We start from the raw sequence: 13,746 nt of genomic DNA, 5'->3' as shown, positions 1-13,746 counted from the left end.
ATTTCATCTCAGTTCGCCTTTCCTAAAGTAATCGTTGTCAGTGCTTGTCCAGCTTGATCTGTCCATAAGCCAACGGTGATCGTGCTGCCAGCCGCGCCTTTGACTAACCATTCGCCCTTAATCGTGCTGGCTGGCTCAAGACGTTCTACTGTCGCTGCTCGATTTAATGTGAGCGCAGTCACGCCTTTTCCCGGACGCATTTCTAAACGTACTGGGAGTTTGTTGCGCATTCGGGTGGCTAATTTGCTGTGGGTTGGAAACTCACCTTGCATACCGCCGATGGCGGTAATTTGCCAAACGTCATCGCCTTTGGCGACAGCTTTGGTTTCCAAGATTTCTAATTGCGCTAATTTTTCACCCCAATTTAAGATTTGCTCAGTGTGAACTTTTAAGGCGGGTTCTAATACTTTGGCAGTGGGTGCGTATTCTGCATAAGGGTCGAGACCGCCAACTTCGACTTCTGTGCCATCAGGCAGTTTTATTTTCTTCCAAGCGATGATGGATTCAGGTGCGTTGGCGCTTAGGTAGCTGATTAGATCTTTTTCTGCGTCGCTTGTTTTGGCGGACGGATTGGCAGCGTTTGGACGTGACGCATTGCCGCTAGTGCTAGCGACAGAAGCAGGTGCTGGGGCTGCATTAGCGTCTGGTGCCGCAGCTTTAGCAACAGGCGCTCCCCAGACATCTAACTCTATGGTCTGCACACCATAATGGAAGTACAACCAGTTCGCCAAGCTACCTTTACCAGTTTGTTTTGCGCTGCGTTTGCTGTCTAAGCCTGCTTGATCTAAGGATTTTTTGTAGGCGTCGCCTAAGTTGGCGAGCACTTTCAGATCATCAGCTTCTAGTTTGTTGGCTTCGGCTGCTGGCGTAGCGCCGGGCGGCGTGATGCGATCAAAACCAGTAGGTGCAGAGAGCAATTGATTGGCGGGGCCAAATACCACGGCCATGGCGATATTTTTATGCGATAGCACCGCGTCCATCGTGGCTTTCGCTTCGGGCGTTACCCCTGGCCAAGCACCAGCGCTGGTATCCGCCACCGGAAAGCCCGCCGGGAAGTTGCGATCAGGATGTACGCCGCCTATACCATCTTCGTTATACACACCATCTTTGTCGTCGTCTTTCCCTTCGATAAACACGCGATGCGTACCGCGCTCGCCTTTGCTGACATCGGCTTTAATCATGCGACGTGGATCTTTGGGATCGATAATCATATCGCCACTAGGGTCTTTAATCCGCATTTGGGTGATGATGCCATTGCCGTCGAGATCATCAGCGCCATCTTCGGCGACCAAACCGTCAAGGTCGCGGTCTAGTTTGCTATCGTTGCCAGCACGCAATTGGCGTGGCGTTGCGAACAGGCCATTGTGTGCATCAGGATTTAAAATTGGTGCGACGTATATCGTCCGTTTGGACAGCAACTCCTCAACTTTTTTCTCATTGGAGTTTGCTAATGTATTGATCAAATGCATGGCGGCTTCTGAGCCAGCATGATGAAAACCGGCGATATTGGCGCCGACAAACAAAGCAGGCCGCTTGTCCGCAGTGACTTTGCCGGAGCCAGCAATTTGCACGAAATACAGTGAACGTCCCCCGGCGCTTTTGCCAACGGATTGTAGCTTGATGCGCTCAGGATACTTTTGCGCGAGGCTCTGTAATTGTTTTTCTATTGTTTCAAAGCTGCGATAGTCTGAATAACTTGGACTGGCAGCGAAGCTGGGCAGGGAAGTTGCTCCTATGCACAAACTTAAACTGAGTTGTAGGCTTAATTGTAATGCGGATCTTTTTAGTGGTCTTACCATGTCACCCTCCATTGGAAATGTGGGCTTATGACCATTTTGCTTGATTTTTAGTTCAAACTTTCAATCGGTATTTGAATCTCGAAATGGCTGGCAGACCGGATCTGTCCGCCAGCAGTGAGTTGTTATACCTTAGTCACGACGTGCAGTACCAAAATAACGTTGCATTGCACCTTCATTGATCCCAATCGCATTAGTCGCCGATACCGGTTTCAGCGCTTTTAATTCTGGTTTGCTCTCGACAAAAGGTTTGATTCCCATGTTTTGATGAATCTCGCTAGGATAAATTAAATAGCCACGCGTGATGACCGCGGAGATTTTACGTACGTCTTCGATATTCTTAGTCGGATCGCCATCGACTAAAACCAGATCCGCTAATTTGCCAACCGTGATAGAACCACGTTCATTTTGTGTGCGAGTGTAACGCGCACCATTGCGAGTAGCGATTTGCAGCGCTTGTGCTGGCGTCAAACCTGCTTTCACCAAAAACGCCAATTCAGAATGCAAAGTAAAGCCCGCTAATTCATCGGTGCCAGCAACGATAGGTACGCCAGCTTTGTATAAACGGCCAACGAATTCGACCATTTTTGCATAGGATTTTTCGTAGCGTTGATGAGTCGCTTCATCAGCGATTTTCATCGTGCCCACCGAGAAGCCGCGACGCACATCTGGCGGCATGTGATCAGCAATCGTAGCGAAGGGCTCGTTGATTGTGCCGTCTTGTTGGCGCAGGAAAGAGAAAGTGGCTAGGGTAGGATCAATGGCGATTTGCTTAGCCTTCAAGCGGGCTATAAAGTCTTGCACAGGCTTGGAATCGAAATCCAGATCCGCTGTTTTTTCAGACGGCAAAATGAAGCGATCTAAAGTACGGGTATCGGTCTTAGGTGTCGCTAAAAAATTCAACATAACTTGATTGATATGTTGAATCTCATCGTAACCTGCATCTAAGGCTTCGAACGCGCGCAAACCGACAGGGATGTGGCCAGAAACCCGCATGCCACGTGAATGAGCGTAAGTCACAGTGTCTTTCAAAATGGCTTTAGGAAAGGAGTTATAGATCTTCAGTTGGGGATAGCCATGCTGCGCATACCAGTCAATCGCATTTTTGGCTTCTGCCAAGTTTTTGATCACAAAACCATTGTTGGCAGAAAACGGACTTTCACCTTCTAAGAAGCCCGCAGGCACCACTTGTGGCCCTAGTAAATCACCTTTGTTGACTTCGTCCAAAATCAATTGCATCTGCGCATTGTCATTACCCATATCGCGCACGCTGGTGACGCCAGCGGCAATATTTAAGCCACCATCCCAACGCCCAACGTGACCATGCATGTCAAATAAGCCGGGTAATAAAATACGACCAGCCGCATCGATTTCGGATGTCGCACCACGCACTGGTGAGCCTGCTGGCAAGATCGCTGTGATACGACCACGCAATACATAGACGTCCGATGCTGCACCGACTTTGGCTTTTTCGCTATCGAAAATACGGGCGTTGCGAATCACGGTTAAACCGGATAGTGGACGTTGTAATTTTTTTGCCCAGTCCACCAAGACTTTGCTTTCGGCCGCTTTTTGGAAGTTGGCCATTGCTTCCCCATTGCCTTGCCAGCCTTCTTCTATCGCTTTCATGTAGCCAGGAATGACGACCGCAAACAGACGAGGATTGTCGCCCGTGGTTGCCCAAGCGAAGCTGGGTGATAGGCCTATGCCAGTTTGTGCCAATAATTGTACGGTTTGTTTTTTGTCGCCATTGACGACTTCGAGTTCACCGATTTTACTTTGCGATAGCGTGCCGGATGGGAGCAATTGTAGTTTCTTGTCCTTAGCTTTTTCTAATGCAGAAATTGACAGCGAGGCGATGGCGAATGAACTATTGAGAGGAATATACAGTGCCGATCCGTTGACTGTTTTACTACCTTTCTCAGAGGTGGATTTCCATTCTGCCTTATCACCTACGCGTTGATAACTCTCGTTGATCACCGCACCAAAGGTGGAATTGCCGGTCACCTTGTAGTCGGTGATTAAACCGTCAGCGCCCAAGCGAAATTCTTCATTCAATTCGGGACCGCGGCCATTGTCTTTGAAGATGAATTTCACTTTGTGCAAACCAGTATCATCGCGTTGAACCACTTGCTCGCCGGCTTGTTTGCCGTTTTCAACAAAGATTAAATATTTGGTGGTTTGAGTATCAGCGAAGGCGCTGGTCGCGTAGAGAGTTAGTAAGCTGGACGCAAGTAGTGTTTTGACTAATTTCATGGGCATACTCCGTATTAAATGAACTGAGGAATGAATTGCGGAATGAACTGAGATCTTTTGAGTGTAAAAACGAAAAAAATGCCCGGCTACTGTAGCACGGGCATACACATGTGAATATTTGCTTTGAGATAAAACGGCGTTTGGTGTGGGCAAAACGCAAATTTGGCAGATAGTTGTGAAGACGTAATTTGATCCGTCAAATTTATGCAAGTTCAGGGAATGAAAATTAATTCATTACTGAGCTCGTTTGGATTGTTCGCCGTAGTTGAGATAGGATAGTGTTGCCGCAATAAAGTACCGAATTCTGTAATGGCTTTACTCAATCCCTCAAGCACTTGATCTGCACCAAGCTGATTTTGTAATTGCTGACAAATCTTATTCCATTCTGCCTGTTCTACCAGCTTGGCAATACCTCGATCTGCCACGATTTCTATCTTACGTTCAGCCAGTATCAGGTACAGCAAAATGCCAGAATTTTCTTCCGTATCCCATACGCGTAAATCGGCGAAGTAGCTGATGGCGCGTTGACGAGTCGAGATGCCAGTCAGCACGAGGCTGACTGGTAATTGACTTTCGACCACAACCCGAATTTCACCACGATGCCCTTGTTCCGCGGCAGCGATTTTCTCACTGAGCAATTGCATGTTCTGTGTTGTAAAGTGTTGGCGATAAGGATTGCGAAGTAAATGCGAGCGCAAATTTTGCCATAGTCGATTATTTTTCATTACCAATCTCCCGAAGCGCCGCCGCCGCCAAAATCACCACCACCGCCGCTGAAGCCATCATTGCTGCTATGACTGCCACCGCCGTGTCCGCCACCAAAGCCACCAATGCCACCAACCGCACCACTTTGCAAAACTGCACCCGCAATATCCCAAAAGATGCGACTGGCTAACAGACTGTATAGCGCAACCATGAGAACGCCTGCCAGTAAGGCTATAGTTAGCGGTGTGCCCGCCAACATTGCCGCTGCTGTACTACCAGCGGCTAATCCACCACGACCCAACCAAGGCCCTAAGACTTTGCTGAGCACTAAACCCGCAATTAATAAGCCTAGCCAAATCAGTGGATGTAATCCAAAAATATTCAGATCGTTGCTGTAGTTTGCGCTGTGGCCTTTGCTGGGCGTGGGGGCTGGTAAAGCTTCGCCTGCGATGACTGCACTGATTTTGTCGATACCGGCGTCGATGCCGCCATAGAAATCATTGGTCTTGAAGGCTGGGCGTACAAACTCGCGAATGATACGGGCGCTAGTGACATCGGTGAGCGCGCCTTCTAAGCCGCGTCCTACTTCTATGCGAACGCGTTTATCATTTTTGGCGACCAAAAACAAAACTCCATCTGCCATGCCTTTGCGTCCTAGTTTCCACTCATCGACTACGCGTATAGAAAATTGTTCTATACCTTCTTCGCCCGTGGTGGGAACAAGTAAAACCGCGATCTGGCTACCTTTGGTTTTTTCTAGCGCCTCTAACTTCTGGGCTAGCGTTTCGATTTGTTGCGCGCTCAGGGTTTGCGTTAAATCGGTAACGCGCTTAGATAATTTGGGAACTGGAATTTGTTCTGCATTGGCATTACTACTTCCGACGATGAGAACGAGTGGGAGCAGCCATGCCAGTAGCAGTGTCAATAGCGAAGCACAGAGTGTCTTATATGACTTCACAGTCAACATTATTTCTTACCAAAATCGACTTTAGGTGCATTAGAAATCGCTTTTTCGTTTTCTACTGTGAAGTTAGGTTTGACTTCCATACCAAACATTTTTGCCGTCAAATTGCTAGGGAAAGAACGTACCGTCACGTTGTAAGTTTTGACTTCTTGAATATAACGATTACGTGCCACCGTGATACGGTTTTCTGTGCCTTCTAATTGCGCGGACAAGTCACGGAAATTATCGTTCGCTTTTAAGGCCGGATAGTTTTCAGAAATCACCATCAAGCGCGATAAAGCGGAAGTCATACCGGCTTGCGCTTCTTGAAATTTCTTCAGCGCTTCTGGATCTTTTGCCAGCTCTGGCGTCATTTGTATGCTGCCAACTTTAGCACGTGCTTCGGTGACGCCTAATAGCACTTCCTTTTCATGATCGGCATAGCCTTTCACGACATTGACTAAATTAGGTACTAGATCAGCACGACGTTGATATTGATTTAAAACTTCAGACCAAGAAGCTTTGACGGTTTCGTCTTGGGCTTGCAAAGTGTTATAGCCGCAGCCACTCAAACCGGTCACCAAACTAGTTGCTAATAGCGTTGTCAACAATAAGCGTTTCATAGAAATCACTCCAAAAAAATAAGAAAAGTAAAGAACCCGCGCAGCATACTCTATGCGATGCCAAAAAATCTTCGGTTATTTGGCTAAAATTTTTATCACCACTTTTTTGATTTGCATACCTAGCTTTACCGCGCGGCAGGGACGATGTAATTCACCGGGGAAAAAGATCGCATACATGCCCGGCGTCAGCACAATTTTAGTTTCATGGGGTTGCTGTGCGACGAAGGCAATATCGCGTTCCTGTAGGCGATCATCATGAGGTATTAGGTCGGGATTCGCTGGTAAATAACCTAGCGCTTCCTCGCCACTCAAAAGATATTGCACATCAATATGACGCTGATGAAATTCAGGAAAACCTGTCTCCCATGACTGTGTCATTGGGTCTTGAACCAGCGCAAACATCTGTTCATCATTGATAGGATACTTGCCAGGCTCACGCAGCAGATAATCTGTTTCTCGCAAGTGTTGCAAAGCCATTTCTATGTGGTCAGCGAATTTTGTATGAGTGTGATTGAGATGGCCGAGTATCATAGGTAAAAGCGTGAATAAACGTCAATAAGCGTCATTCAGAATGACGTAGATAAGGTTAATACTCTAATTATGGCAGAGATTGTGGCGCTGACTAAGCTAGTTAGCTAGCTCACGACAAATTCTTCCTGCGCCCGACTCCGTTTTTACTTACTGATGCTCATAAGGTAAGTGCGGTGAAGAAGGAAATGACTACGGAATGTAAGTAAGTCGATAAGTAAGCCGATTAGCTGGAATTAATTAGCTGGAGGATCGGGGAGCAAGCAAGCATCAACAATTTGTAAGTCATTGTCTTTGGCAAAGCTCATCACAAAATGGAAGGCGAGGGGTTCTATTTCTCTTAAGGCCTCGTTGACTACGACGGAGCGCACACCATTTAGCAAAATCGGGCGCACATAAGGGGAATACTGCAAATGAGCATTACGCCCGCCTTCAGGGCGAAAGCACGACATAGCGCCGCACAAACGTTCAGCCCAATCACTAGGGCGGAACTGTTTGCCATCGCTGGTGAGACCTTGGATAAAGAACTCACGTATCGGCGTCGAAGGTTTGTTTGCTGTATCGGTCATGTGATCCGCACGCTAAAACTACGTTGCTGCTATGTTGAAAATTGCTTGAAGAAAAAGATCAAAATTTCTAAGTGTTGTTGGATAGTGCCAGCACTTTTCATATTTTAATCTACTTAGGTATTATATCTTATAGAAGACTTGAACTAGAAATCGATTTAAAAAATTTCTTTAATGCAATGATGCTAAGTATAGTCGATATTTATCGGGAGTAAAGCCGCACTTGGTTCGCATTTTTGGGGGAATTACTGGTAATAAGTATCGATAAGTAGCGATAAATAGTGATTAGATTCAAGGGCTTATGATTTTTTTTGGCGGTAAGCTTGATATAGATTTTCGGGACTGTCGTTCTTTCAATGGTTGTATTTATGGTAACTCAAGGTTTATGCCTGTATTGATAGTCGAGAAAATGGCTGAACTTTTCCTAGGAATTTAGGTCATGTTATACAGCCTTTTAATGGTCTTTCCATGGGCTGCTAAGCTAGATGATGGCAAGAGCATCATAGACCTTGCTCTGTTAATTTTAAAAAAATATTAAAAAAGGGAAAATATGTTTATTCGTCAAAGCGTAGTCAAAGCGTGTCAACAATCTATTCTTGCGCTGCTCGTCAGTGGCGCATTTTTGCAGGGGGCAACTGCTGCGAATAAAAATGATACGGCGCCATTATTTACAGAAAAAGAATTGCAGACAGCGGCTTGGATACGTGACGCGGCACGTAGCGATAACTTGAGTTATAAGATCCTTGAATCCTTGACGACTGAAGTGGGGCCACGTATGGCGGGCACGCCAGGCGATGCGCGCGCGGTGGCGTGGGCTGAAGCGAAGTTTAAGGAGTTAGGCTTTGATAAGGTATGGAAAGAGCCAGTAACTTATCCAAGTTGGACACGCGGTATTGAAAAAGCGGAAATTGTTGCGCCATTTCCGCAACCACTTTCCATTACGGCACTGGGTAACAGTGTCGCGACTCCAAAAAATGGATTACGTGCTGAGTTAGTTGAATTTGCCAATTTAAAAGAAATGATGGCGGCACCTGATGAAAAAGTGCAGGGCAAAATTGTTTTCATCAATCACAGAATGCAAAATTCTAATGAGTATGGTTTGGTGGTTCCGGGACGTTCTGCCGGTGCTTCAGAAGCCGCGCGCAAAGGCGCAGTAGCGATCGTTATCCGTTCGGTCGGCACAGATAATCATCGTTTTCCGCATACGGGCGTGATGCAGTATGCACCGGGTGTGGCACAGATTCCCGCGGCGGCGATGTCGAATTCTGATGCTGACATGGTGGCGCGTATGATCAAACGCGGTAAGCCAGTTTCTTTGAAGTTGGAATTAAGTTCGGCTGCTGCTGGCACGTATACGTCGTATAACGTGATAGGCGAAATGACTGGCAGTGAGCTACCGAATGAGTATGTTTTGATAGGCGGTCATCTGGATTCTTGGGATTTGGGCACGGGTGCTATTGATGATGGTGCTGGATGTGCGATCACGATGGCGGCCGCTGAATTTATTAAACGTAATGGTTTGAAACCTAAGCGCAGTATTCGCGTGGTTTTGTTTGCCAATGAAGAACAAGGCTTGTTTGGTGGCAAAGCATATTTAGCGGCACATCAAAATCAGATTGCACAAATTCAAGCCGCAGCAGAAGCTGATTTGGGACAAGGACCTGTGACAAAAATGGCGTCTTTTGTCCGTACCGAAGCCTTGCCATTAGTCAAGCAAATGCACAGCGTCTTAGCACCTTTGGGCATAGAGCCTGGCGACAACAATGCCTTCCCTGGTCCTGATATGGGTGACCTGCGTATGGCAGGCGCAGCGAGTTTTGGTTTGGCCTTGAAAGCGGATGATTATTTCGATTTGCACCATACGCCGGACGATACTTTCGACAAGATTGAACCTGCGCGTATCAATCAGGCTGCGACTACCTATGCGGTATTTGCTTGGATGGCGGCACAGGCGCCGATTAGTTTTGGTTCAGGTCAAGAATTATTGAAGGCGGCAAAAAAGTAGCTTAAAAAGTGACTTAAAAAAGTCACTTAAAAATGAGTCAAAAAAATCAGCTCTTTTGGCGGCGTATCGTAATTAAAGATACGCCGTTTTTTATTGCTCGTTGGTTTTTGAAAATGCAGGTGCGATAGCCAAGCTGGTTAGAGCTAAGGCGAGTGGAACGCTGGCAATAAATCCCAGATACTTGAAACCCGCGGCCCCCATTACTGCGCCAATTGCAAATGAGAGAACCAGCTGACAATGAAGTTTGAGCTTGTGACGGTTCACTACGACTTTCATTTCTTCTGTATGCGTTTGGTTTCGATTCCAATACAGCATTTTGCCGAGTTCGATACCTATGTCGGTTACTAAGCCTGTGATGTGTGTAGTGCGTATTTCCGCATGCGAGATCTTTGTGATTAGGGCATTCTGCAATCCCATCATGTAACACAAAAGAATCGCCGTGAACGATACGGTAATCATTTCATGCTTCAGTAAGCCTTGTCCCAGCATGCCAAAAATTAATAGAAGGATTGCTTCCCAAAACAATACTGGCGCATATAGATAGCGCGGCAAATTGCGTTTGGTGTAATTCACCATGAGCGCGGTACAGGCAGCACCGGTTATAAAGGACACCAGCATGAGTAGTGCCGCCAGCGCTGCCATTTTGTGTCCAAGTATGAGTTCATCAGCGGCACTTGATAAAAGTCCTGTCATATGTGAAGTGTATTCACCTACCGCTAAAAAACCGCCTGCATTTAATGCGCCGGCAATCCAGCATAAGGTCACGCCTAGATGCAAGTTGGCTTTTGCGCTGCGTTGTGGAGAACTTAATTTGGCCAAATAGTGCTGTGGCATAGGATGTTTTTTTGAATTGAAAAGAACGGATAGCTTAACACTCCTGAGCTGTTTAAATTGATCCGTGCTGGGGAAAAAGTAAGGCCGTGAACTGCCTATTTTTACATCAATCTAAGCGCGATAAAACGCACAATTTCGTGATTAATATGTTGATATTTTGCAATAAATATTTGATGAGTAAAAAAAGGAATTTGACGATAAAAACAGTCCTATTTTTGGAATGGTATGTTGGATTGAGTCAACATACCAAATCATTGAAAAAAACATTTTTTTACCTGAATATCTATTTAAATCAAATACTTATAAGTATTTGGTATCAAAGAGTATGCATACCAATTGCAAATATTGTGTAATACCAACTAAATAAAACTAATACCACATGAATACCGCTTGACAATTGGTATTAGCAAACTTAAAGTGAGGACTCTTCGAAAATTAATATGTTTCGCTTGCATTGGTTACGCTGGTATTTGATTTCCTGGCCGGCGCTGCGATGTAGTAAATATTCCTGTGGGGGGAGTTTTCCGAAGTTGCAATCAATTGCGTTCGAGGTATAGAAAGCATTGTTTGAATTGAGTTTTAGCTTGCGGGTTGATCGAAATTTGTGTGCTACCTGCAAATACGATTCAAGTGATTTAAGTTTTTCTAAAGAAGTGGTAGTTCGGGCTTGGCAAATTTGGGGGAAGTAAGAAATTCGCTAAGTATTGAATTTTTTTATGGAAGTCTTGGGGGAATAGATGAAAAGTAATTTGAAACTTTGTATGACGCCAATCGCATCTGCTGTTGCTTTGATGTTTATAAGCGCAGCGATGCCGGCGATGGCGCAGCAAGCGACGCCTGCGAAAGCTGAGGAGCCACAACAGGTGGTTGTTTCTGGTATCCGTGCGTCTTTGCAGCAATCAATTGAGCAAAAGCGTCTCGCTAATACTTACGTCGAAGTGATTACGGCGGAAGATGTGGGCAAGATGGCAGATAAAAACGTAGCGGACTCTTTGCAACGTATTTCTGGTGTTAGTGTGGCGGCTGCAGGTGGTTCCGAAGGTAGCTTTGGTGAGAATGATCGTATCGCTTTGCGCGGTACGCCATCTGCTTTGACATTGACTACTTTGAACGGGCATTCTGTATCCAGCGGTGACTGGTTTGCAGACAATATCATTGGTGGCGGTCGTAGTGTGAGTTTTAGCTTGTTCCCATCTGAATTGATTGGTCGCGTGACTGTATACAAAGGCGCGCAAGCAAGTTTGTTAGACGGTGGAGCGATGGGTTTGGTGGATATTCAAACTCGTAAGCCACTCGATTTGCTGCGCACTAAGAGCTTTACGGCGCAAGCAAGCGTGGGTGTAATGCATTCTGACTACGCGAAGAAAACTGATCCACAATTGAGTGGTTTGGTTGCATGGCGTAATGAAGAAAGTACGATGGGCGTGTTGGTGCAAGCCTTCCATCAAAAGCGTCATTTGAGTCGCGTAGCACAAGAAAACTCTATTTGGTATGACGCGGTTGAGCCAGGTTCTCAAGTTGCAAAATCAGTTCCGGGTTCTGCTGGTGCGATTATGAATTACTTGGGCGGTACTGCATGGTTTGAGCAAGAGCGTACTCGTCAAGGCGCGATGTTTGACTTGCAGTTCAAGCCTTCTAAAGATTTGACTTTCGATGTAACTGGCTTCTATTCTCACATGGATGCGCCGAATATCAATCATAACTTCATGCAAACTGCTGGCCGCTTTATGGGTAACTCTTGGGCGGCACCGCAATTTCCAGCAGCGAACGTGAGTGGCGCCGTCAGCAATGGCATCATTACTCAGTTCTCCGCAACGACGCCAGCTAATTGTGCGGCCTGCGTTAAAGATGTTTCTGGTTCTATTCAAGAAATTTTCGGACGCCCTGTAGCTGAAAGTAAATCTCAGTTCTTCAATATTGACGGTAAATATAAAGTCAGTAACGACGTCACCTTGAGTGGCCAAATCGGTACAACGAAAGGCTTGGGTAATACTGAAAGTGGTGCTCTGAGTAATCCAATTCCATTCACGCCAATCAGCTATCGTTTTAATGGTGCTGACAAGCCAATGACTTATGAAACTGGTGGTAGCAGCACACATTCAATCGGTGGTGGTTATGGTGGCGTTCCAGGTACTTTTGGTTCGCACGTCACATCTAACGACAAAGAGACTTATGCTCAAGCTGATTTGGAAATGAAATTGGCCGATGCGGGTATCACTGCAGTTAAGTTTGGTGTACGTGGTGCTAAACATGAACGTAATTTGTCGGTGATCGATAATTCTCCTTTGCCAGGCATGGATGATCCTAAAAACTTACCTTTGTGGGGCTTGACAACGTTCCCATCTCATTTAAGTGATGTGGCAGGTGTTGGCTCTAATTATTGGACATTTAGCCAAGCGGCGGTCTTCGCTTGGGCGCAAAAATACACTGCATTTACTACTCGTCGTTCTCAAGCAGAATTTGACATCAAAGAACCTACACAATCAGCGTATGCAATGGCAGAGTTCTCTAATGATGATGGTCATTTGACAGGTAATTTTGGTGTTCGTTATACGCGTACGAAAGAAGATGTATTGAAGTATGAATTTGGCCCGTCTGGTAAATTTGAGCCACGCCAATACAGCAACACGTATAACGACTTTTTGCCAAGTTTCAACTTGCGTTACGATGTGAGCCGTGACGTGGTAGCACGCTTAGGTGTTAGTCGTACTATGGCGCGCCCAGAGTTAGGTGCAATGGCGGGTATCGATTTGCGCGATCAACAAAAAACAGGTACGACAGGTAATCCAAACTTGGCACCGATACGCTCTAATAACTTAGATCTCGGCGCTGAATGGTACTTTGCTCCACGTTCTGTTTTGGGTGCCAATGTTTTCTATTCTGATCTAGATGGTTATGTTTCTTATGGTGCGAGTTCAGGCATCTACTATAACCAACAAGATAAGACAAACACCTTGTACAACACAAGTTCACCGATCAACTCTTCTGCAAAAGTGAAGGGCTTGGAATTGAACTACGTGCAGGCTTTGCCAGGTGGCTTTGGTTATAACGTGAACTACACTTATACCGATGCTGAAGAAACAGGTAAAAAAGCAGGTTCTGCTTGTGGTGCTTTGGTGAAACCAGACTGTACGATGATCGGTGCATCTAAGAATGCTTACAACTTAGGTGTATTCTTTGAAAACGATACGTTTAGCGCACGTGTAGGTTACAGCTATCGTTCTGCATTCTTGAACGGTTTTAGCCGTAATACTGCGCAGTTCCAAGCGGGAGTTGGATTCTTGTCAGCGACTTTCTCATACAAAATCAATGACAACTTAAGCGTTTCATTGGATGGTAAGGATTTGAATAATCCTATGCACCGTTCAGAGATTCACTTCCCAACTTCAGGCAATCTGCCAGGCTCATTCTATAAAAATGGCCGTCAGTTCTTCCTGTCTTTGAACGCAAAAATGTAAGTGCTGTAGAGAGTGAATACATTTAATTTCAT

General features: G+C 45.8%; 10 protein-coding genes. 2 read left to right on the top strand and 8 right to left on the bottom strand.

Translation table 11 applies throughout. The features are described from left to right. Window positions 1-8: 8 nt before the first annotated feature. The 7 genes from ACFFJH_RS04320 to ACFFJH_RS04290 form a co-directional block, all read right to left on the bottom strand. The gene (locus ACFFJH_RS04320) at window positions 9-1,799 is read right to left on the bottom strand and encodes a M14 family metallopeptidase (RefSeq protein WP_390210338.1); all 1,791 of its coding nucleotides are present in this window, start codon (window positions 1,797-1,799) and stop codon (window positions 9-11) included. A gap of 129 nt (window positions 1,800-1,928) precedes the next feature. After that, window positions 1,929-4,052 (bottom strand): amidohydrolase family protein, encoded by a 2,124-nt coding sequence (locus ACFFJH_RS04315; protein WP_390210337.1) that lies wholly within the window; start codon window positions 4,050-4,052, stop codon window positions 1,929-1,931. A gap of 212 nt (window positions 4,053-4,264) precedes the next feature. Continuing rightward, entirely contained in the window at window positions 4,265-4,777 is a 513-nt protein-coding gene (locus ACFFJH_RS04310; RefSeq protein ID WP_390210336.1) for a TPM domain-containing protein, read from the bottom strand. Continuing rightward, complete coding sequence (locus ACFFJH_RS04305; RefSeq protein ID WP_390210335.1) at window positions 4,777-5,724, bottom strand: TPM domain-containing protein; 948 nt, start codon at window positions 5,722-5,724, stop codon at window positions 4,777-4,779. The genes ACFFJH_RS04310 and ACFFJH_RS04305 overlap by 1 nt, the downstream gene beginning before the upstream one ends. Continuing rightward, window positions 5,724-6,323 (bottom strand): LemA family protein, encoded by a 600-nt coding sequence (locus ACFFJH_RS04300; RefSeq protein ID WP_390210334.1) that lies wholly within the window; start codon window positions 6,321-6,323, stop codon window positions 5,724-5,726. The genes ACFFJH_RS04305 and ACFFJH_RS04300 overlap by 1 nt, the downstream gene beginning before the upstream one ends. A gap of 75 nt (window positions 6,324-6,398) precedes the next feature. Further along, the gene (locus ACFFJH_RS04295; protein ID WP_390210332.1) at window positions 6,399-6,854 is read right to left on the bottom strand and encodes a NanQ anomerase/TabA/YiaL family protein; all 456 of its coding nucleotides are present in this window, start codon (window positions 6,852-6,854) and stop codon (window positions 6,399-6,401) included. A gap of 233 nt (window positions 6,855-7,087) precedes the next feature. After that, on the bottom strand, window positions 7,088-7,420 hold the full coding sequence (locus tag ACFFJH_RS04290) for a DUF3579 domain-containing protein (protein ID WP_390210330.1): 333 nt from the start codon (window positions 7,418-7,420) through the stop codon (window positions 7,088-7,090). Between the two features lie 547 nt (window positions 7,421-7,967). On the opposite strand from ACFFJH_RS04290, the gene ACFFJH_RS04285 reads away from it, so the two are divergent. Beyond that, window positions 7,968-9,422: a M20/M25/M40 family metallo-hydrolase gene (locus tag ACFFJH_RS04285; protein ID WP_390210328.1), complete on the top strand. Its 1,455-nt coding sequence runs from the start codon at window positions 7,968-7,970 to the stop codon at window positions 9,420-9,422. Between the two features lie 90 nt (window positions 9,423-9,512). Here ACFFJH_RS04285 and ACFFJH_RS04280 read toward each other — a convergent pair whose 3' ends face one another. Next, on the bottom strand, window positions 9,513-10,256 hold the full coding sequence (locus ACFFJH_RS04280; RefSeq protein ID WP_390210327.1) for a YoaK family protein: 744 nt from the start codon (window positions 10,254-10,256) through the stop codon (window positions 9,513-9,515). Window positions 10,257-11,017: 761 nt separating this feature from the next. Here ACFFJH_RS04280 and ACFFJH_RS04275 point away from each other — a divergent pair. Next, window positions 11,018-13,714 carry a TonB-dependent receptor gene (locus ACFFJH_RS04275; RefSeq protein ID WP_390210326.1) on the top strand — a complete coding sequence of 899 codons (2,697 nt, stop codon included), beginning with the start codon at window positions 11,018-11,020 and terminating at the stop codon, window positions 13,712-13,714. Window positions 13,715-13,746: the final 32 nt, after the last annotated feature.

Source organism: Affinundibacterium danionis (genome assembly GCF_042432465.1).
Lineage (GTDB): Bacteria > Pseudomonadota > Gammaproteobacteria > Burkholderiales > Burkholderiaceae_D > Undibacterium > Undibacterium danionis.
This window is presented reverse-complemented; position numbering and strand designations above follow the sequence as displayed.